Origin of the sequence: Pelagerythrobacter marinus (genome assembly GCF_034375205.1) — a bacterium.
Taxonomy (GTDB): domain Bacteria; phylum Pseudomonadota; class Alphaproteobacteria; order Sphingomonadales; family Sphingomonadaceae; genus Pelagerythrobacter; species Pelagerythrobacter marinus.
The window spans coordinates 2,904,181-2,921,836 of record NZ_CP139719.1; the positions used below are offsets into that span (position 1 = coordinate 2,904,181).

Consider the following 17,656-nt stretch of genomic DNA (forward strand, 5'->3'; position numbering starts at 1 on the left):
GGGCGGTTCCGGTCAACGGCGTTCGAACGGCTCGATCCCGGCACCGAGCCGGTTGTCCGTGATCGACAGGCGCGCGCCGGTCCAGTCGGCGACGAACGCCGAACTGCGGCTGAGCGCAGGGACGAAGCGCGCGTCGTTGCCCGCGATCTGCAACCCGTCGGAGCTGTGGCTGATATCCTCCGCCCCGACGGCGATGAAGGCGGAGTAATTCTCCTTGTCGCCGCCCTGGACGAACCAGTTGTTGGTGATCTGGCCGGTGGCCCCATCGGGCAGGTCGATCATGTAATTGGTGCCGCGCCCGGCCGAATCGTCGAAGCTCGACGCCGCGATATCGACCCGGGCGGAGCGGGCCTTGACGTAGTGGCCGCCGGTGCCCCGTTCGAAGCGGCTGCGCGTGACCCGCAAATGGCCGTAATCGCCGATATAGATCGAATGCGCGCACCCGCCCGACCCTTCGCAGGTGCCGAGGCCGGAGAACGTCGTCTTGTCGATCACGATCCGCCCGTTGGGATCGTCGGCCGTCAGGATGCCCTGCTGGCTGTCGGCGAACCACGATTGCGCGACGGTAAGGTCGCCCTGCTCCAGCCGGATGCCGGCGCCGTTGTAATCGGGCACGGCCATGCGGCGGAAGACGAGGCCGGAGACTTCGGCCGCGCGCCCCCGCAGGACCAGCGCCGCCTTGCCCTCGCAAGTCTTGCCGTCGAACACCGCCTTGCCCGGTTCGGCGGCGAGATAGGCGATCGTGCCGCCTTCCTGGACCGCGCACTGGCGATAGGTGCCATTGGCAATCGCGATCGTGCCCTTGCCGTTGCCGATCGCATCGACCGCCTGCTGCAGGGTCGCATGCCCCTGGCCGGTCTCGACCACGGTGAAGGGGGCCGCGCCGGGCTGCGCGATCACTGCCGCGGCGGGAATGCCGGCCGTGGCCAGCGCCCCGGCGACGAGCGCGAGCGTGACGGACCGGTCGGCCGGCATATTGCGGGCGGGCGAAGTGCGGGCGCATCTATCCATGAGGCCGGCGATAGCCGGAAAGGGTTAACGGCCCCTAACCTGCGCCCCTGCGATCCCGCACGCGCCCCGGGGCGCAGCACGGGCGCAACCGTTCAGTGGCGCCTGATCGCGTCGAGGAACCGCGCGCCATAGGCTTCCAGTTTCTTCGCCCCGACACCCGCGATCGCGCCGAGCTGGTCCATCGTCTCCGGCCGGCTGGCGGCCATTTCGCGCAAGGTCGCGTCGTGGAACACGACGTAGGGCGGCACTTGCGCTTCCTGGGCAAGCTCGCGGCGCAAGTCGCGCAGGGCGTCGAACAACGGATCGCCCACCGGGTTCGGGCTCGCATCGCGCCGGCGGCGGCGCTCGGCGCGCGGCGGGACGACGATTTCCACCGCCTGCTCCCCCTTCAGGATCGCGCGCGCATCGCCGCCCAGCGCCAGCCCGCCGTGCTCGGTCGCGACCAGCGCGCCGCGCGCCTGGAGCGCCCGCGCCAGCGGCTGCAGCAGCCGCGCCTCTTCCCCCGCGACGATCCCGAACACGCTCAGCCCGTCGTGCCCGCGCTGGCGCACGCGCTCGTCCTCGACACCCGTCAGCACTTTCTGCACGTGACCGAAGCCGAAGCTCTGCCCGGTGCGATAGACCGCGGAAAGCAGCTTGCGCGCCGTCTCGGTCGCGTCGGTGACGCGCGGCGGGGCCAGGCAGTTGTCGCAATTGCCGCAGGCCGGCGGCGGGTCTTCCCCGAAATGGCGCAGCAGGACGGCGCGGCGGCAGCCGGCGGTCTCGACCAGTCCGGCCAGCGCGTCGAGCCGCGCGCGCTCGCCCGCGCGGCGCGCCTCGTCGATTTCGGCCAGGCGCTGGCGCGCGGTGGCGAAATCGCCGGCACCCCAGAACATGACCGCGCGCGCCGGGTCGCCGTCGCGCCCGGCGCGGCCGGTTTCCTGGTAGTAACCCTCGATCGACTTGGGGATTCCCGCATGGGCGACGAAGCGCACGTCGGGCTTGTCGATGCCCATGCCGAAGGCGACGGTCGCGACGATCACCATGTCCTCGCTGGCGACGAAGGCGGCCTGGTTGTCCGCGCGCACCCCGCTCTCCAGCCCCGCGTGATAGGGGCGCACCGGGCGCCCGGTGGCGAGCGCCAGCTTGCCGGCCAGGTCCTCCACCTTGCGGCGGGTTGGCGCATAGACGATCCCCGGCCCCGGCTCCTCCGCCATCAGCGCGGCGATCTGGCGCACCGGGTTGTCGCGGTGGCGCATGGCATAGCGGATGTTCGGCCGGTCGAAGCCGGCGAGGACCAGCCCGTCGCGCGGGATGCCGAGCTGGTCGAGGATGTCGGCCCGCGTGTGGGCATCGGCGGTCGCGGTCAGGGCCAGGCGCGGGACCTGGGGGAAGGCGTCCATCAGGCCGCGCAACTGGCGATAGTCGGGGCGGAAATCGTGGCCCCATTCGGAAACGCAGTGCGCCTCGTCCACCGCGAACAGCGCGAGCGGGGCGGACCCGAGGAGATCGCGGAAGCCCGGCTGGCTGGCGCGTTCGGGCGCGACGTAGAGCAAGTCGAGCGCGCCGGCGCGGAACCGGTCGATCGTCTCGCGCCAGTCGGAATCGACGCTGGTCAGCGTGGCCGCCTCGATCCCGTTGGCCCGCGCGGCGCGCAGCTGGTCGTGCATCAGCGCGATCAGCGGGCTGACCACCACGCAAGTGCCCGGCAGCATCGTCGCGGGCAGCTGGTAGGTCAGCGACTTGCCCGCGCCCGTGGGCATGACCGCGAGAGTCGATTGCCCGGCCAGCACGCGCGCGAGCACTTGCGGCTGCACGCCGCGGAAATCGTCGAACCCGAACAGCCGGCGCAGTTCCGCCCGTGCCGCCTCCAGCCCCGTTTCGCCTTGCCCTGCCGTCGCCATCGCGATGCGCCATGGCATAGGCCGGGCCGCAGGTGAACGGCGCGCGCGCGAGTTTTGCAGATTGCGGTTGAAATGTGGCGGGGGTAGGGATCGGGCGGACCCGCGCCATCCGGCGCTCACCACGGAGAGAACGATGAAGAAGTTCGCACTTGTCCTGGCCCCGGCCGTGTTCGCGCTCGCCGCCTGCGGCAGCACCGAAGACGCTTCCGCCGATGCAGAGGCCGACACGGTCGAGATGCCGGCCGACGAAGCGCTCGAGCCGGTCGCCGAAGAGCCGGTCGATGCCCCGGTCGCCGAAACGGCCCCGGCCGAAACCGCCGCGGCCGATGCCGATGCGGACGCCGCCGCGGACGAGGCGGCCGAAGCCGCTGCCGCGGCCGCTGCGGACGTCGCCGCCGAAGCTTCCGCCGCCGCCGAGGCCGCGCAGTAAGCTTCGCCGGGCGGCCGCCGATGGCCGCGCAAGGCGGGGGGATCGTGTGGGCGATTCCCCCGCTTTTCCTTTGCCCGCGCTTCGCTATGGTGCCGGCCGATGAAACGGCTCGCCCTGCTGATCGCCCTGTTCCCGCTCGCCGCGTGCGAGCCCGCCGATAACGAGCCCGGCCCGGGCGGCGTGACGGTGGGGGAGGCGAGGGCGCTCGACGAGGCGGCCGCCATGCTCGAAGAGCGGCGACGCCCGGTGGCGGCGATCGCCGGCGACGAGCCCGACGCCCCCGCCAGCGCCCCAGCCGCAGAACCTGCCGGCGAAGATGCTCCCGGCGATCGGGAAACCGCCGAAGACGGCGACCGGACCCCTCCCCAGGCCGAAAACTAGAACGCCCGCACACGCCAACGCGAAAGGACGAGACAGAAAATGGCCGCATCCGGCATGGACCCCGAGATTTTCCAGCAGTTCATCGACCAGCTCGAGCGCTACGTGCGCGAACGGCTGATCCCGGCGGAGGAGGAGGTGATCGCGAACGACGCGGTGCCCGAACCGATCCTGCAGGAAATGCGCGAGATGGGCCTGTTCGGCCTGACCGTGCCGGAGGAATTCGGCGGCGCCGGCCTCAACACCAGCCAGTACGCCCGCGTCGTGCAGGCCATGGCCTATGCCGCGCCGGCCTTCCGATCGATCTTCTCGATCAACGTCGGCATGTTCAACTCCGCGATCAAGAACGGGGGGACGTCGCAGCAGCAGGCCGAGTGGTGGCCCCGGATCGCCGGGGGCGAGATCGCCTGTTTCGGCCTGACCGAGCCGGGATCGGGCAGCGACAGCGCCGCGATGCAGACGACGGCGCGGCGCGATCCCTCGGGCAGCGGCTGGGTCCTCAACGGCACCAAGCGCTACATCACCAATGCCCCGCAGGCCCGCGTCGGCCTGATCATGGCCCGGACAGAGAAGGAAAACCTGCCCAAGAACGCGCATGTTTCCGCCTTCATCGTGCCGATGGACGCGCCCGGCGTCTCCGTCGGCAGCGCCGACCGCAAGATGGGGCAGGCGGGCGCGCAGATCGCCGACATCATCCTGGAGGACGTGCACGTTCCCGACGATGCCCTGCTGGGCGGGGAGACCGGCCGCGGCTTCGTGTTCGCGATGAAGAGCCTCGACAACGGCCGCATCTCGGTCGGCGCGGCGGCGACCGGCTATGCCCGCCGCGCGCTCGACACCGCCTTGCGCTACGCCACGGAGCGCAAGGCCTTCGGCGAGCCGATCGCGAACTTCCAGCTGATCCAGCAGATGCTGGCCGAAAGCGAGACCGAGATCTACGCGGCCGAGGCGATGATGGCCGACGTGACCGCGCGCGCCGACGCGGGCGAGAACGTCCTGCGCAAGGCCGCCGCGTTCAAGGTCTTCGCCTCCGAGATGTGCGGCCGGGTCGTCGATCGCGTGGTCCAGGTCCACGGCGGGGCCGGCTACCTCGCCGAATACGACGCGGAGCGGTTCTTCCGCGATGCCCGGATCTACCGAATCTACGAAGGCACGACGCAGATCCTGCAGTTGCAGATCGCCAAGCACATGTTGCGCGACTTCGCCGCCGGCACCTGACAAGCTGCGCCGTGCCGGGCTCCCCCGGCGTCGAGAGGACCTCTTGGAACAATCGCCTGAAGGATCTGCCATGACCAAACGCCGCGCCGCCATCGTCAGCCCCCTGCGAACCCCGGTGGGGCGTTTCCTCGGCACGCTCGCGCCGCTGACCGCGGGCGAGCTGGGGGCGGCGATCCTCAAGGCCCTGATCGAACGCAGCGGGATCGATCCCGAGCGGGTGGACGACGTGGTCTTCAGCCAGGGATACGGCAGCGGCGAAGCGCCGGCGATCGGCCACTGGAGCTGGCTCGCCGCCGGCCTGCCGCTGGAAGTGCCCGGCTACCAGCTCGATCGCCGCTGCGGATCGGGCCTCCAGGCCGTGGTCAGCGCGGCGATGATGATCGAGGCGGGCCATGCCGACGTGGTCGTCGCCGGCGGGTGCGAATCGATGTCCAATGTCGAGCATTACACGACCGCGCTGCGCGGCGGGGTGAAGGCGGGCAACGTCGAGCTGTGGGACCGGCTGACCCGCGGCCGCTTGATGAGCCAGCCGGTCGAGCGCTTCGGCGTCATCAGCGGGATGATCGAGACGGCGGAGAACCTGGCGAAGGATTACGGCATCACGCGCGAGGAGGCCGATGCCTTTGCCGTGCGCAGCCACCGCAATGCCGCCGCCGCCTGGGAAGCGGGGCGTTTCGACGCGCAGCTGGTTCCGCTGGAGGTGCCGCAGCGGCGCGGCGACCCGGTCGCTTTCACGCGGGACGAGGGGTTCCGCCCCGATGCCAGCATGGAAAGCCTGGCCGGCCTGCGCGCGCTGGAAGGCGGGGTGGTCACCGCGGGCAATGCCAGCCAGCAGAACGATGCCGCCGCCGCCTGCCTGGTCGTGGCCGAGGACAAGCTGGCCGAACTGGGGCTGGAACCGATGCTGTGGTTCAGCGGCTATGCCGCCGCCGGCTGCGACCCCAGCCGCATGGGGATCGGCCCGGTCCCGGCGGTCGAGCGGCTCTTCGCCCGCACCGGCATGGGCTGGGACGACATCGGCCTGGTCGAACTGAACGAGGCCTTCGCGCCGCAGGTCCTCGCCGTGCTGAAGGGCTGGGGCTGGAGCGAGGACGATTCGCGGCGCGAGATCCTCAACGTCAACGGCTCGGGCATTTCGCTCGGCCACCCGATCGGCGCGACCGGCGGACGGATCCTGGCCGACATGGCGCACGAGATGCACCGGCGCGAAGTGCGCTTCGGGCTGGAGACGATGTGCATCGGCGGCGGCCAGGGCATGGCGGCGATCTTCGAACGCGCGGCCTGATGGCCGGGTGGGACGCCTGGATCGGGCGCGAGCAGCGGGCCGCCGACCGGCTCGACGCCGCGCTCGCGGCGCGCTGGTGCGCCACGTTCGACCTTCCCGCCCCCGGCCCCCGCGCCCCCCCGGGCCCCGCCACCCCGGGCCCCGCCCCCGGGGCAGCGATGCCGCAGGGCATTCACTTCTGCCTCTGCACCCCCGATGCCGCGACCGCGGACCTGGGCGAGGACGGGCATCCGCAGCGCGACGACAGCCCGGAAAGCTTCCTGCCGCCGATTCCCCTGCCGCGGCGGATGTGGGCGGCGAGCACGATCGCCTTCCTCGCCCCGATCGCGACGGGTGCCGCGATCGAGCGCACGTCGCGCATCGGCGCGATCACGCCGAAGGAAGGGCGCAGCGGCCCGATGACTTTCGTGACGGTCGAGCACGAGACCACCGCCGACGGGCGCGCGGCAGTGCGCGAACGGCAGACGCTGGTTTACCGCGCCGCGGCCCCGGGCGATGCCCCGCTGTCGCCGCCTGAGCCGGGCGCGGAGCGGTTCGACCCGCGCGGGTGGGACGCGCACCGCGCGATCGTGCCCGATCCGCGCCTGCTGTTCCGCTATTCCGCGCTGACGTTCAACACCCACCGCATCCACTACGACGCGCCCTATGCGCGCGAGGTGGAGCGCTATCGCGGGCTGGTGGTCCACGGGCCGCTGACGGCCAGCCTCCTGCTCCAGCTCGCCGCGCGCGAGCTGGGCGACAATGCGCTGAAGACTTTCGGCTTCCGCGGCCTGTCGCCGGCCATTGCCGGCGAGACGCTGCACCTCGTCCTGCGCCGGGAGCGCGAGGGAGAGGGGGAGGGCCTGGCCCTCGCCGCCTTCGCCGGCGACGGGCGCCAGGTGGTGGAAGCGCACGCGACCTAGCGCGGCCGGCGCTGGGCACCGGAAAGGGCGACGCCGCCGCGCCGCCCTTCCCCGAAAAGACAGGGCGAAAACCTGCCTTCGCCTTGCAGGAGCCGGATCAGGCCCCCGGGTCGGTTTCGACCCGGGTTTCGGCCTGCGTTTCCACCTCGGTGTCGGCCGCAACGGCGGCTTCGCCCGCTTCGGTCTCCACGCCGAGGCCGGTTTCGGTTTCTGCTTCGACCCCGGCCTCGACTTCGGCGTCGATGTCGCGCGCGCGGTCCACCGTCTCGCGGGTTTCATCGACCCGGTCGCGCACGGTGTCGCGGGCCCGGTCGAGCCTGTCGTCCACCCTGTCGGTGGTGGAGGTGATCGGGCCGTCGACCGGGTCCACCCGCGCCTCGGTGTCGAGATCGACGTTGCCGGTGACCGGGCCGATCGCGCCGCCCACGGTGCCGGTTGCATCGCCGGCCAGCTGGGCCTGGGCCGCGCTGCCCGCCGCGCCGAGGGCGAGCGCGAGGGAAAGGGAAAGTGCTGTCTTCGTCATCGATCCATCCTTTCTTGCTGGAACGGAGGACCGACAGACGCGCGTGGAGGCCCGATGGCTCCCGCGATTGCGGCGTATCGCCCCCCGCCAGCGCCGGACGGATGCCGTTCATCCCCGGTTTAGGCGGGCACGGCCGGGGGCGATCGTGCTTTCCACGCGCGCCCGCAGCCGCTAAGCGCGCGGCCACGCGACGCGGGCGCGAGGTTTCGGGAAACGACGATGAGCGGCAACGACGACACGGCGAGCATTGCCAAGGCCCAGGTCCTGATCGAGGCCCTGCCCTATTTCCAACGCTATGCCGGGCGCACTTTCGTGGTGAAATACGGCGGCCACGCGATGGGCGATCCGGCCGCGGCGCGCGATTTCGCCGAGGATATCGTCCTGCTGAAGGCCGTCGGCATCAACCCGGTCGTCGTGCACGGCGGCGGGCCGCAGATCGGCGCCATGCTGAAGAAGCTGGGCGTGGAATCGACGTTCGTCGACGGCCTGCGCGTGACCGACGAGGAAACCGCCCGCGTGGCCGAGATGGTCCTGTCGGGCGCGATCAACAAGGAACTGGTCGGCTGGATCAGCCAGGCCGGGGGCAAGGCGATCGGCATTTCGGGCAAGGACGGCGGGCTGGTGACCGCGAGCAAGGTCCAGCGCACGGCCAAGGACCCGGACAGCAATATCGAACAGGCTATCGACCTCGGCTTCGTCGGCGAGCCCTGCGCGGTGGACACGACGATCATCGACACCGCGGTGGCGGCCGGGATGATCCCGATCGTCGCCCCGATCGGCGCCGGGGCCGACGGGCATACCTATAACATCAACGCCGACACGATGGCCGGCGCGATCGCTTCCGCCCTGGGGGCGGCGCGGCTGTTCCTGCTGACCGATGTCGCCGGGGTGCTCGACAAGCAGGGCCGGCTGCTGAGCGATCTCGTGCCCGCCGATATCGAGCGGCTGCGGGCCGACGGAACGATCGGCGGCGGCATGATCCCCAAGCTGGAAACCTGCGTCCACGCGGTCGAGGCCGGGTGCGAGGCGGCGGTCGTCCTCGACGGACGCGTGCCCCACGCGATGCTGCTCGAATTCTTCACCGCGCGCGGGGCGGGCACGCTGATCCGCGCCGGCTGACCCGGCGCCCCGCCGGCGGCGCAGAGCGTATTGCACGGTTGATACAGCGGGGCGGAAGCGCGTAGGAGGGCGGCTCACCCGCCCTGCGTCAGGAAAGGACAATTCGTGGGTCTCATCATCGATATCGTCGGAATGCTGATCAACGTCGTGGTGATGCTGGTCATCATCCAGTTCATCATCGGCCTGCTGTTCGCCTTCAACGTCATCAACGCGCGCAACGAGTTCCTGCTGCAGATCTACAACTCGATCAATTCGCTGCTCGAACCGGTGCTCGCGCCGATCCGCCGCATCCTGCCGCGCACCGGGGCGATCGACTTCTCACCGTTGGTGCTGATCATCGCCCTGCAGATCCTCATGCGCGTGCTGCTCTACGCGGCCTACGGCCAGTAAGATGGCCGGGACGATCATCGACGGGAAGGCGTTCGCCGCGCAATTGCGCGAGAAAGTCGGCACGCTTGCCGCCGCGTTCGAGGAAAAGGCCGGCCGCAAGGCGGGCCTGGCGGTCGTGCTGGTCGGCGAAGACCCGGCGAGCCAGGTCTATGTCGGCAGCAAGGGCAAGGCGACGATCGCCGCCAACATGGCCAGTTTCGAACATCGCCTGCCCGACAGCACCAGCGAGGGCGAGCTTCTGGCCCTGGTCGAGCGGCTGAACGCCGACCCGGCGGTGGACGGCATCCTGGTGCAGCTGCCGCTGCCCGACCATATCGACGAGCAGGCCGTGATCGCCGCGATCGATCCCGACAAGGACGTCGACGGCTTCCACGTCACCAACGCGGGCCGCCTGGCCGTCGGCCAGAGCGGTTTCGTCCCCTGCACGCCGCTGGGCTGCATGATGCTGCTGACCGATCGGCTGGGCGACCTCTCGGGCCTGGACGCGGTGGTCATCGGCCGGTCGAACATCGTCGGCAAGCCGATGGCGCAGCTCCTGCTCGACGCCAATGCCACCGTCACCATCGCGCACAGCCGGACGAAGGACCTGGCCGACGTGGTCCGGCGGGCCGATATCGTCGTCGCCGCCGTGGGCCGGGCCGAAATGGTCAGGGCGGACTGGATCAAGCCCGGCGCGACCGTGATCGACGTCGGCATCAACCGCCTCGCCCCCGAACCGGGCGCGAGCAAGGGCCGGCTGGTGGGCGACGTCGCCTTCGGCGAGGCGCGCGAGGTGGCTGGGGCAATCACCCCGGTCCCCGGCGGGGTCGGGCCGATGACGATCGCCGTGCTCCTGCGCAACACGCTGGTCGCCGCCTACCGCAACGCCGGGATCGACCTGCCCGAAGGCGCGATATGAGCAAACCGCTCGCCGCCCTGTGCCTCGGCGCGCTGCTGGCATCCTGCGCCGGCGGTCCGGGCGGCACGGCGCGCGAGCGCTTCTACCGCTCGCTGAAGCCGCAGGCGAACCCGAGCGCGGTGATCGCGACCGAGCTCGCCTTCGCCCGCGAGGCGCGCGAGAAAGGCCAGTGGACGGCGTTCCACAAGTTCGCGGCCGAAGACGCGGTGATGTTCGTGCCCGGGGCGGTCGCCGCGCGGCCATGGCTTTCGCGGCAGGAGAACCCCCGGCAGCCGCTGCAGTGGCAACCGCACCAGGTCTGGTCGAGCTGCGACGGGTCGGTTTCGGTGACGCGCGGCGCCTGGCAGGAAGCCGACGGCACCACCGGGTACTATACCACCGTTTGGCAGCGACGCGGCCGCCCGGGCGCCGAGGAGAAACACCGCTGGCTGCTGAGCCAGCACGACACCCTGGCCGAGCCGCTGGCCGAGCCGGATATCATCCGCACCCAGGTGGCCGACTGCACGCCGGGCGACCTGCCGGCCGCTTTCGAGGCGGCGCAGGCGGACAGGGATGCCAACGCCGACGCCATGGGTCTGGGTCTCGCCGAAGGCTACGGCGAATCGCGCGACCGGACGCTCGTCTACCGCTATCGCGTCGCGCCCGATCATTCGCGCGTGGTTTCCGTATTCCTGCGTCGCGGCGATTCGATGGAAGAAGTGCTGCGCAGCGAGGTCGCGGCCCCGGCCGGAGGTTGATTGACGATGGTCGAGCTGTTCATTTCCGCCTTCATCACGCTGTTCGTCGTCATCGACCCGCCCGGCTGCGCGCCGATCTACGCCGGGCTGACCAAGGGCGCGACCGCCGCGCAGGCGCGCGCCATGGCGATCCGCGCGTGCCTGATCGCGCTCGCCATCCTGCTGGTCTTCGCGCTGTTCGGGCAGGAACTGCTCGGCGCGCTCCATATCGAACTCGACAGCTTCCGCATCGCCGGCGGGCTGATGCTGTTCTGGATCGCGTTCGAGATGGTCTTCGAAAAGCGCACCCAGCGGCGCGAGGAACGGGCCGAGAAAGTCGCCGCCACGCCCGAGATCGAGGACGTTTCCGTCTTCCCGATGGCCATGCCGATGCTCGCCGGCCCCGGCGCGATCGCGGCGATCATGCTGCTGATGAACGAGGCCGATGGCACCGAGCAGACGATGGTCGTGCTCGGCGCGCTCCTGCTGGTCCTGGTCATCACGCTGTTCGCCTTCCTCGCCGCGGGGCCGCTGATGCGGTTCTTCGGCGCGCGGGTGGAGGCGGTGATCACCCGCCTGCTGGGCGTTCTGCTCGCCGCGCTGGCGGCGCAATACGTGATCGACGGCCTGCGCGGCGCGTTCTTCTGAGGGGGCGCGCCGGCCGGCCCCACGGCCGTTATTGCAAGGTGACCCTGTCCTCGTCGCCGTCGCGGCGGCCGAAGAACTGCATCAGCTGGATCAGCAGCTCGCACCTTTCGGCGAGGCTCCCGGCCTCCAGCAGCGCCTGCTTGGCCGCGGGATCGAACGGCGCGATCTGGCTGACGCCGTTGATCAGCGACATGTCGTCGAGCCGGGCGACCGAATCCCAGTCCACGCTGTAGCCCTGGGCATCGGCGAATCGCCGCGCCTCCGCCTCGAACCCGGCGCGCTCGATGCTGCTCAGCACCTCGTCGCCGTCATCCTCGATCAGCTCGGCCTCGACCTTGCGAAAGGCGGTCGGCACATCCAGCTCGCGCACGAGGCGGAAGCGCGCTTCGCCCTCCAGCACGATGTTGTACCGCCCGTCGTCGAGCGCCTCGACCTCGCCGATCCGCCCGACGCAGCCGATGCCGAACAGCGGCGCCCCCTCGGCCGCGCGCTGCGGCTGGATCATCGCGATCCGGCGGTCGCGCGCGAGGGCGTCGCTCACCAGCGCGCGATAGCGCGGCTCGAAAATGTGCAGCGGCAGCTGGAGACCGGGGAAGAGGATGACCCCGGGCAGGGGAAAGATGGAAAGGCGGACCGTCACCTCTCGTCACCGCAAGGGGGGCGCGATGCCATGCCCTATCCGAACAGGATCTTCGACAGGCGCCGCCGGGTCGCGACGACCCAGGGATCCTCCAGGCCGACCGCCTCGAAGATCTGGAGCAGCTTGGTCCGCGCCGCGCCGTCGTTCCACTCGCGGTCCCGCTCGATCATCGCCAGCAGGGTGTCGGCGGCCTCGTCGCGGCTGTTCGCGGCGAAGGCGGCCTCGGCGAAGGCCAGCTGCTTTTCCATGTCGGCCGGGTCTTCCGCCGCCGCCGCGCGCAGCGTCTGGAGCTCGCCCTCGTCGACCTGGGTCCCGGCCAGCTCGAGCGCGCTCCGGGCGGTCTTGACCGCCGGATCGTCGGCCAGCGCGGGCGGCAGCGAGGCGACCAGGGCACCCGCCTCATCGGCCCGGCCGGCGGCCACCAGCGCGCGGATCAGGCCGGCATGGGCCGGCGCGTTGTCGGGCGCCATGTCGACCACCTGGCCGAAAATGCCCGCCGCGCGTTCGGCATCGCCGTCGGCCAGGATCTGCTCGCCCATGGCCACGAACTGCTCGACGTCCTGCCCCTGCTGCTGCGCCGCGCCGCCGTCGCCGCCCTTGATCGGCAGCTGGGCGAGGAGCTGGTCGAGCGTCTGCTTCAGCTGCGATTCGCTGCGCGCGCTGGTCAGGTCGGCCACCGGCTGCCCCTGGAACAGGGCATAGACGGTGGGGATCGAGCGGACCTGGAACTGGCTGGCGATGAACTGTTCCTCGTCCACGTTGATCTTGGCCAGGACGACGCCCTTGTCCGCGTATTCGGCGGCGACTTTCTCCAGCACGGGGGCGAGCGCCTTGCACGGCCCGCACCACTCGGCCCAGAAATCGACGATGACGATGTTCGTCATCGACGGTTCGACCACGTCCTTGCGGAAGCGGTCCACCGCCTTCTGCTCTTCGATGTTGAGGCCCATGCTCGCCAAGATATGCTCCCGTTTGCCGTGCTTTCGGATCGGGCCTTAATGTGGGCTTTTTCCGGGCATTGTGAAGGGCGAAGTGCGCCGCGCCGCGCGCTGCGATTTTCCCCTTGCAGGGCGCGGCGACCGCTGCTAATCGCGCCGCCTCCCACCGGGGCCACGCGCTTCCCGGTAACGCCAGTGAGCGGGCGTAGCTCAGGGGTAGAGCACAACCTTGCCAAGGTTGGGGTCGAGAGTTCGAATCTCTTCGCCCGCTCCATTTTCCATCCGACTTGCCGATAACCGCCGCCGCCCACCCCGGGCCGCGCGCGACCGCGGCTGCGCGGCGCGCGAGTGCCTGGCGTGCAAGAGGCCGGCCGATCGATGCTGCAAGTTGGAAGACACTGGCGCACCCGACAGGATTCGAACCTGTGACCTCTGCCTTCGGAGGGCAGCGCTCTATCCAGCTGAGCTACGGGTGCCGGTGCGAGCGCGGCGCTTAGCAAAGGGTTGCGCGCGGTGCCAGCCGAATTTGCCCGTCCCGGCCCGCCGCCACCGGGCGATTAGCGATTTGGCAAGCGAATCAGCGCTATGCCCTGCCTCATGAACGCGCCGATCCCCCAGGAAACGATGTCCGCGCCAGCGCGCCAGGGCGAAGCTTCGCTGAGCGCGCAGTGGTCCGCCATGCGCGAGGCAGGCGCCGCGATCGGCCAGCTTGCCGGGGTGGCGCCGCAGCGGCCCGAAGCTGCCGAGCGCAACTTTGCCGCGACGATTCGCGATGCCGGCGAATGGCGCCTGGCCCTGGCGCGCGACGGCCTGGCGGACATGGCGGCGATGCTGCAACCGGGGCTGTCGGCGCTGCTCGCGGTCAAGGCGCGCGGCCACGACGCGAGTGCCCCGGCACGCGCCTTGTGGGAAGAATACTGCGCGCGGCACGACGCCCTGCTCGCGCTCGCGCCGCAGGAAGGGGCGATGGGCCCGCGGCGCAGCGCCTGACGTCCGCCCCCGGGGCGACCGCAGGCCGCCATCGCGGCGCTTGACTGAGTTCGCCATTTGTTCCAACGCTGCGGCCATGATCGACGCCCCGGCCTCCCTCGCCCCGGCACCCGGCGGCGCAACGGCACAGGACGTTGCGCGCGGCATCTGCCGGCTGTTCGCCCGCAACGACATCTGGTGCCTGGGCGAAATGCCGCTGCGCAACGGGCGGCGGGCGGACCTGATGGGGATCGATGCCAAGGGCCGGATCGTGATCGTCGAGATCAAGGTCAGCCGGGCCGACCTGCTGGGCGACGGCAAGTGGCCCGACTATCTCGATTTCTGCGACCGGTTCTACTGGGGCCTGCCGCTTTCGCTCGACCGTGCACCGCTCGAACTCGCCGATTTCCGGCCCGATTGCTGCGGGATCATCGTCGCCGACGGCTACGATGCGGAAATCGTCAGGCCCGCCCCCTCGCACCCGCTCGCCCCGGCGCGGCGGAAGGTCGAGGTGGAGCGGCTTGCGCGCACCGCCCTGCGGCGGGCGGTCACGGCGCTCGATCCGCAATGCGCCCCGCCGGGCCCGGCCTAGCGCGCTGCGCGACCGGGCACGGCGTGGAGGCGGAATTCCTCCACCGGCTCACCGCCGATCAGGTGTTCCTGGATGATCCGTTCGAGCACCGGCTCGCTGCACGAATGGTACCAGACGCGGTCGGGCCAGACGACCGCGATCGGCCCCGCTTCGCAGACCTGGAGGCAATCGGCCTTGGTCCGCTGGACCACCGATCCCGCCAGGCCAAGCGCCTTCAGCCGTTTCTTCAGGTACTTCCAGGCCCGTTCGCCCTCTTCGCGGCGACAGCATTTCTGCTTGTCCGACACCGCGCAGAGGAAGATGTGGCGCGCGATCGTCTCGCCGCCGATCGCCGCGAGTGCCCGCTGCGCCCTGGCCAGTTCCTTCGTCGAGGTCATTCCTCGCCCAACCAGCGATCGAGCCAGGCGAACACCGTTTCATGCCACTGGAGCGAGTTCTTCGCGCCCAGGACCCAGTGGTTCTCCTCCGGGAACACCAGGAGTTGCGCGGGGACCTCGCGCTCCTGCAGCGCGGTGAACGCGCCGAGCGCCTGGGTATAGGGGACGCGGAAGTCCTTCTGCCCGGTGACGACCAGCATCGGCGTCTTCCACTTGTCGACATGGTGGACGGGGTTCCAGCGCTCGTAGAGCTCGGCATTCTCGGCGTAGGAACCGCCGAAATCCCACCGTGGGAACCACAGTTCCTCGGTCGTGTAATAGAAGCTGCGCAGGTCGAACAGGCCATCGTGCTGCACGAGGCAGTCGAACCGGTCGGGCCACTGGCCGGCGATCCAGTTCATCATGTAGCCACCGTAGCTGGCGCCCATCGCGCAGGCGCGGGTGCCGTCGATCTGGGGATCGAGCTCGAGCGCAGCCGCCAGCCCTTTCTGCAGGTCCACCAGCGGCTTGCCGCCCCAGTCGCGGTTGATCGCGTCGGTGAAGGCCTGCCCGTAGCCGGTCGATCCGTGGAAATCGACCGAGATCACGGCATAGCCGCGGCTCGCCACGACGCGCGGGTTCCAGCGGGTGGACCAGCCATCGTTGAACGATCCCTGCGGGCCGCCGTGGACGTAGAGAATCGCCGGCATCGGCCCCTCGTGCCCTTCGAGCTTGGTGATCTGGCCCCAGACCGTCGCCCCGTCGGCGCCCGCGAAGCTGAAACGCCGCGTCACGATCGGCGCGAGCCGGCCGAGGTGGTCGCCGGCCACCTTGGTCAGCGGCACGGCCTGCTGCCAGCCGCGCGACAGGAACAGTTCGGGCGGCGCGCCGATCGAATCGCGGGTGAACAGCAGGCGCTCGCCCGGCAGGGAGACGACGTTGCCGATATGCGCCTCGTTCCCCGCCATCAGGTCGAGTTCCTCGACCGCGCCTGTCAGCGGGTCGATGCGGAATGCCGGGGTGTCGAGCACGTCCTGCGCCGTGGCGACGATCCAGCGCGAATCGGCGGTCCAGGCAAGCGACCCGAACGAACGGTCGAAGCCGTCGGTCAGCGCCCGGGTCTCGCCGCTGGCAAGATCGCGCAAGTGGACCACGAGGCGATCGGATTCGTACCCGGGCCGCTCCATCGCCGCCCAGGCCAGCCACCTGCCGTCGGGCGACGGGGCCGGGAGCGTGTCGGTCGCGGCATTGCCGGCGGTGAGATTGACCGGCGCCGCGCCCGACAGATCGTTCCACCAGATATCGACATTGGTCGATGCCGGTTCGGCCGCGTTGGAACGGCGCGCGGCGAAATAGACGCCCGAACCGTCGGGCGCCCAGGCGATTTCCTCCCCGCCGCCGAAGGGCCGCGTGGGCACGTCGCCGACCAGCGCGTCGGGCCCGGCCGGGCCGTCGAGCGGAACCCCCGCGCCCCGCGTGCGGCCATCGACCAGCTCGAAGGCGAAGACGCGGCCGAACGTGCCCGGCGTTTCCCAGCTGTCCCAGTGGCGGACGAAGCCGTCCCGCGCATCGTAGAGGCGCCCGTCGCCCGGCCCCGGAAGGTGGGCGGTGCCGTCGTCTTCGCAGCCCAGCGTCGGGCAATCGCGTGCGGCATCGCCGAACAGCGCGATCCGTCCGCCGTCGGGCGCGAGGGCGAAGCCCGCCACCGGCGCGGCGACGTGGCTCACCTGCGTCGGCGCGCCGGCGGCTCCATCGGCGCCGATCGCGACCCGCCAGACGCGGCTGCGCGCCTCGCCGTCGGCGCCCGGCCGATCGGACAGGAAATAGAGATGGCCGTCCGGCCCGAAGGCGGCGGCGGAAGCCGAACCGCCGAGGTCGAGTGCAACGGCGCGGCCATCGGCATTGTCGAGATCGCGCAAGTGCAGCCGCGTCGTGCGCGCCAGCGTCTCGGGATCGGTCCGGGTCACCGGATAGACGACCAGCCGCCCGTCGGCCGAGGCGGCCGGCGCGCCGAGGCGCGGCATTGTCACCAGGTCCTGCGCCGTCATCGGGGCGCTTTCGCTGGACGCGGCGGGCGCGGCATGAGCCAGCGCGGCGAAGGAGGCGGCTAGGCCTGCGACGATCCTGATCATGCCTCCGGGCCTAGCGCCCGGCGGGAAATGCTGCAACGATCTCGCCCGCGCCCGCCGGCGAGGCGAGCGGCACCGGCAAGGCTCAGCCGCGCTTGCCGGCGATCCGCGCGATCTCCGCCTTCACAAGCCGTTCCACCATCGGCGGCAGGTTGCGGTCGAGCCATTCGGCCAGCATCGGGCGCAGCATGTCGCGCACGAGCCCTTCGAGCGACGTCTCGCCCGAACGGACGATCTGCGGCGGCGCGCCGGGTTCGGCCAGCATGGCCAGCGCGGCCAGGTTCTCGCGCAGCGAATCGCGCACGGCGTCGGTCGTCAGCGGCGAATCGCCGTCGTCGTCGCCCGAATCGCCCCCATCCGCACGAGCCCCATCAGCGCGGGCCCCATCTGCACGGACCTGGTCGGCACGCGCTTCTTCCACGAAAGAGGCGGCGCCGAGGTCGAGCACTTCGTCGTCCTGCCGCGAATCCTGGGTTGCGGACCCGGCCCCGGCAACGCCGGCCTCTTCGCGCCGGCGACGCGTTTCGAGCGCGCTCGCGCGGTTGTCGCGCGCGATCACCTTCTTGATCGATTCGAGGATCTCCTCGACCGATGCCTCGCCCTGATGGTGCATATTCCTGGCCCCCCGTCT

General features: G+C 70.8%; 20 protein-coding genes and 2 tRNA genes. 13 read left to right on the top strand and 9 right to left on the bottom strand.

All coding sequences use genetic code 11. From position 1 onward, the window contains the following. Positions 1–12: 12 nt before the first annotated feature. Both T8T98_RS14115 and recQ read right to left on the bottom strand, forming a co-directional pair. Positions 13–975 carry a right-handed parallel beta-helix repeat-containing protein gene (locus T8T98_RS14115; RefSeq protein WP_251104703.1) on the bottom strand — a complete coding sequence of 321 codons (963 nt, stop codon included), beginning with the start codon at positions 973–975 and terminating at the stop codon, positions 13–15. Between the two features lie 128 nt (positions 976–1,103). Further along, positions 1,104–2,894 carry a DNA helicase RecQ gene (gene recQ, locus T8T98_RS14120; RefSeq protein WP_251104702.1) on the bottom strand — a complete coding sequence of 597 codons (1,791 nt, stop codon included), beginning with the start codon at positions 2,892–2,894 and terminating at the stop codon, positions 1,104–1,106. Between the two features lie 133 nt (positions 2,895–3,027). On the opposite strand from recQ, the gene T8T98_RS14125 reads away from it, so the two are divergent. The 5 genes from T8T98_RS14125 to T8T98_RS14145 all read left to right on the top strand — a co-directional run bounded on the left by T8T98_RS14125 (position 3,028) and on the right by T8T98_RS14145 (position 7,107). Further along, on the top strand, positions 3,028–3,324 hold the full coding sequence (locus T8T98_RS14125) for a hypothetical protein (RefSeq protein WP_251104701.1): 297 nt from the start codon (positions 3,028–3,030) through the stop codon (positions 3,322–3,324). 99 nt (positions 3,325–3,423) lie between these two features. Next, positions 3,424–3,705 carry a hypothetical protein gene (locus T8T98_RS14130; RefSeq protein ID WP_251104700.1) on the top strand — a complete coding sequence of 94 codons (282 nt, stop codon included), beginning with the start codon at positions 3,424–3,426 and terminating at the stop codon, positions 3,703–3,705. A gap of 39 nt (positions 3,706–3,744) precedes the next feature. After that, a complete protein-coding gene (locus T8T98_RS14135; RefSeq protein ID WP_251104699.1) occupies positions 3,745–4,920 on the top strand; it encodes an acyl-CoA dehydrogenase family protein in 1,176 nt (391 codons plus the stop codon). A gap of 70 nt (positions 4,921–4,990) precedes the next feature. Then, positions 4,991–6,205, top strand: a complete 1,215-nt coding sequence (locus T8T98_RS14140) for an acetyl-CoA C-acetyltransferase (RefSeq protein ID WP_251104698.1) — start codon at positions 4,991–4,993, stop codon at positions 6,203–6,205. Then, positions 6,205–7,107, top strand: a complete 903-nt coding sequence (locus T8T98_RS14145) for an FAS1-like dehydratase domain-containing protein (protein WP_160734524.1) — start codon at positions 6,205–6,207, stop codon at positions 7,105–7,107. The genes T8T98_RS14140 and T8T98_RS14145 overlap by 1 nt, the downstream gene beginning before the upstream one ends. A 97-nt stretch (positions 7,108–7,204) precedes the next feature. On the opposite strand, the gene T8T98_RS14150 is transcribed toward T8T98_RS14145, so the two are convergent. After that, positions 7,205–7,630: a hypothetical protein gene (locus T8T98_RS14150; protein ID WP_160734523.1), complete on the bottom strand. Its 426-nt coding sequence runs from the start codon at positions 7,628–7,630 to the stop codon at positions 7,205–7,207. A gap of 219 nt (positions 7,631–7,849) precedes the next feature. Between T8T98_RS14150 and argB the strand changes: the two genes are divergently transcribed. The 5 genes from argB (at position 7,850) to T8T98_RS14175 (ending at position 11,401) form a co-directional block, all read left to right on the top strand. Then, positions 7,850–8,749: an acetylglutamate kinase gene (gene argB, locus T8T98_RS14155; RefSeq protein WP_160734522.1), complete on the top strand. Its 900-nt coding sequence runs from the start codon at positions 7,850–7,852 to the stop codon at positions 8,747–8,749. A gap of 132 nt (positions 8,750–8,881) precedes the next feature. Beyond that, the gene (locus tag T8T98_RS14160) at positions 8,882–9,139 is read left to right on the top strand and encodes a YggT family protein (protein WP_160734556.1); all 258 of its coding nucleotides are present in this window, start codon (positions 8,882–8,884) and stop codon (positions 9,137–9,139) included. A 1-nt stretch (position 9,140) separates the two neighbouring features. Next, positions 9,141–10,037, top strand: a complete 897-nt coding sequence (gene folD, locus T8T98_RS14165) for a bifunctional methylenetetrahydrofolate dehydrogenase/methenyltetrahydrofolate cyclohydrolase FolD (RefSeq protein WP_251104697.1) — start codon at positions 9,141–9,143, stop codon at positions 10,035–10,037. Continuing rightward, positions 10,034–10,774, top strand: coding sequence for a hypothetical protein (locus tag T8T98_RS14170; RefSeq protein WP_251104696.1), 741 nt, complete (start codon positions 10,034–10,036; stop codon positions 10,772–10,774). The genes folD and T8T98_RS14170 overlap by 4 nt, the downstream gene beginning before the upstream one ends. A 6-nt stretch (positions 10,775–10,780) precedes the next feature. Beyond that, a complete protein-coding gene (locus tag T8T98_RS14175; protein ID WP_160734519.1) occupies positions 10,781–11,401 on the top strand; it encodes a MarC family protein in 621 nt (206 codons plus the stop codon). Positions 11,402–11,429: 28 nt separating this feature from the next. Here the strand turns inward: T8T98_RS14175 and T8T98_RS14180 are convergent, their stop codons facing one another. After that, positions 11,430–12,041 carry an LON peptidase substrate-binding domain-containing protein gene (locus T8T98_RS14180; RefSeq protein WP_251104695.1) on the bottom strand — a complete coding sequence of 204 codons (612 nt, stop codon included), beginning with the start codon at positions 12,039–12,041 and terminating at the stop codon, positions 11,430–11,432. A 35-nt stretch (positions 12,042–12,076) separates the two neighbouring features. Further along, the gene (gene trxA / locus T8T98_RS14185; protein WP_251106037.1) at positions 12,077–12,991 is read right to left on the bottom strand and encodes a thioredoxin; all 915 of its coding nucleotides are present in this window, start codon (positions 12,989–12,991) and stop codon (positions 12,077–12,079) included. 187 nt (positions 12,992–13,178) lie between these two features. On the opposite strand from trxA, the gene T8T98_RS14190 reads away from it, so the two are divergent. Continuing rightward, positions 13,179–13,253 (top strand) — tRNA-Gly (locus tag T8T98_RS14190). A gap of 125 nt (positions 13,254–13,378) precedes the next feature. On the opposite strand, the gene T8T98_RS14195 is transcribed toward T8T98_RS14190, so the two are convergent. Continuing rightward, positions 13,379–13,455: transfer RNA gene (locus T8T98_RS14195), tRNA-Arg, on the bottom strand. A gap of 121 nt (positions 13,456–13,576) precedes the next feature. Between T8T98_RS14195 and T8T98_RS14200 the strand changes: the two genes are divergently transcribed. Together T8T98_RS14200 and T8T98_RS14205 are read left to right on the top strand one after the other, a co-directional pair. Continuing rightward, the gene (locus T8T98_RS14200) at positions 13,577–13,969 is read left to right on the top strand and encodes a hypothetical protein (protein WP_322295700.1); all 393 of its coding nucleotides are present in this window, start codon (positions 13,577–13,579) and stop codon (positions 13,967–13,969) included. A 76-nt stretch (positions 13,970–14,045) separates the two neighbouring features. After that, positions 14,046–14,540: an MmcB family DNA repair protein gene (locus T8T98_RS14205; protein WP_251104693.1), complete on the top strand. Its 495-nt coding sequence runs from the start codon at positions 14,046–14,048 to the stop codon at positions 14,538–14,540. Here the strand turns inward: T8T98_RS14205 and T8T98_RS14210 are convergent. The 3 genes from T8T98_RS14210 to T8T98_RS14220 all read right to left on the bottom strand — a co-directional run bounded on the left by T8T98_RS14210 (position 14,537) and on the right by T8T98_RS14220 (position 17,638). Continuing rightward, positions 14,537–14,917, bottom strand: coding sequence for a (2Fe-2S) ferredoxin domain-containing protein (locus T8T98_RS14210; protein ID WP_251104692.1), 381 nt, complete (start codon positions 14,915–14,917; stop codon positions 14,537–14,539). The two genes, T8T98_RS14205 and T8T98_RS14210, sit on opposite strands and share 4 nt — an antisense overlap. Then, positions 14,914–17,028 carry a S9 family peptidase gene (locus tag T8T98_RS14215; protein ID WP_251104691.1) on the bottom strand — a complete coding sequence of 705 codons (2,115 nt, stop codon included), beginning with the start codon at positions 17,026–17,028 and terminating at the stop codon, positions 14,914–14,916. The genes T8T98_RS14210 and T8T98_RS14215 overlap by 4 nt, the downstream gene beginning before the upstream one ends. 82 nt (positions 17,029–17,110) lie before the next feature. Then, the gene (locus tag T8T98_RS14220; protein ID WP_251104690.1) at positions 17,111–17,638 is read right to left on the bottom strand and encodes a DUF2497 domain-containing protein; all 528 of its coding nucleotides are present in this window, start codon (positions 17,636–17,638) and stop codon (positions 17,111–17,113) included. Positions 17,639–17,656: the final 18 nt, after the last annotated feature.

Coding starts and splice junctions, on each gene's coding strand:
- T8T98_RS14115 (WP_251104703.1), bottom strand. CDS start 975: ATGCCGGCCGACCGGTCCGTCACGCTCGCGCTCGTCGCCGGGGCGCTG.
- recQ (WP_251104702.1), bottom strand. CDS start 2,894: ATGGCGACGGCAGGGCAAGGCGAAACGGGGCTGGAGGCGGCACGGGCG.
- T8T98_RS14125 (WP_251104701.1), top strand. CDS start 3,028: ATGAAGAAGTTCGCACTTGTCCTGGCCCCGGCCGTGTTCGCGCTCGCC.
- T8T98_RS14130 (WP_251104700.1), top strand. CDS start 3,424: ATGAAACGGCTCGCCCTGCTGATCGCCCTGTTCCCGCTCGCCGCGTGC.
- T8T98_RS14135 (WP_251104699.1), top strand. CDS start 3,745: ATGGCCGCATCCGGCATGGACCCCGAGATTTTCCAGCAGTTCATCGAC.
- T8T98_RS14140 (WP_251104698.1), top strand. CDS start 4,991: ATGACCAAACGCCGCGCCGCCATCGTCAGCCCCCTGCGAACCCCGGTG.
- T8T98_RS14145 (WP_160734524.1), top strand. CDS start 6,205: ATGGCCGGGTGGGACGCCTGGATCGGGCGCGAGCAGCGGGCCGCCGAC.
- T8T98_RS14150 (WP_160734523.1), bottom strand. CDS start 7,630: ATGACGAAGACAGCACTTTCCCTTTCCCTCGCGCTCGCCCTCGGCGCG.
- argB (WP_160734522.1), top strand. CDS start 7,850: ATGAGCGGCAACGACGACACGGCGAGCATTGCCAAGGCCCAGGTCCTG.
- T8T98_RS14160 (WP_160734556.1), top strand. CDS start 8,882: ATGCTGATCAACGTCGTGGTGATGCTGGTCATCATCCAGTTCATCATC.
- folD (WP_251104697.1), top strand. CDS start 9,141: ATGGCCGGGACGATCATCGACGGGAAGGCGTTCGCCGCGCAATTGCGC.
- T8T98_RS14170 (WP_251104696.1), top strand. CDS start 10,034: ATGAGCAAACCGCTCGCCGCCCTGTGCCTCGGCGCGCTGCTGGCATCC.
- T8T98_RS14175 (WP_160734519.1), top strand. CDS start 10,781: ATGGTCGAGCTGTTCATTTCCGCCTTCATCACGCTGTTCGTCGTCATC.
- trxA (WP_251106037.1), bottom strand. CDS start 12,991: ATGGGCCTCAACATCGAAGAGCAGAAGGCGGTGGACCGCTTCCGCAAG.
- T8T98_RS14200 (WP_322295700.1), top strand. CDS start 13,577: ATGAACGCGCCGATCCCCCAGGAAACGATGTCCGCGCCAGCGCGCCAG.
- T8T98_RS14205 (WP_251104693.1), top strand. CDS start 14,046: ATGATCGACGCCCCGGCCTCCCTCGCCCCGGCACCCGGCGGCGCAACG.
- T8T98_RS14210 (WP_251104692.1), bottom strand. CDS start 14,917: ATGACCTCGACGAAGGAACTGGCCAGGGCGCAGCGGGCACTCGCGGCG.
- T8T98_RS14215 (WP_251104691.1), bottom strand. CDS start 17,028: ATGATCAGGATCGTCGCAGGCCTAGCCGCCTCCTTCGCCGCGCTGGCT.
- T8T98_RS14220 (WP_251104690.1), bottom strand. CDS start 17,638: ATGCACCATCAGGGCGAGGCATCGGTCGAGGAGATCCTCGAATCGATC.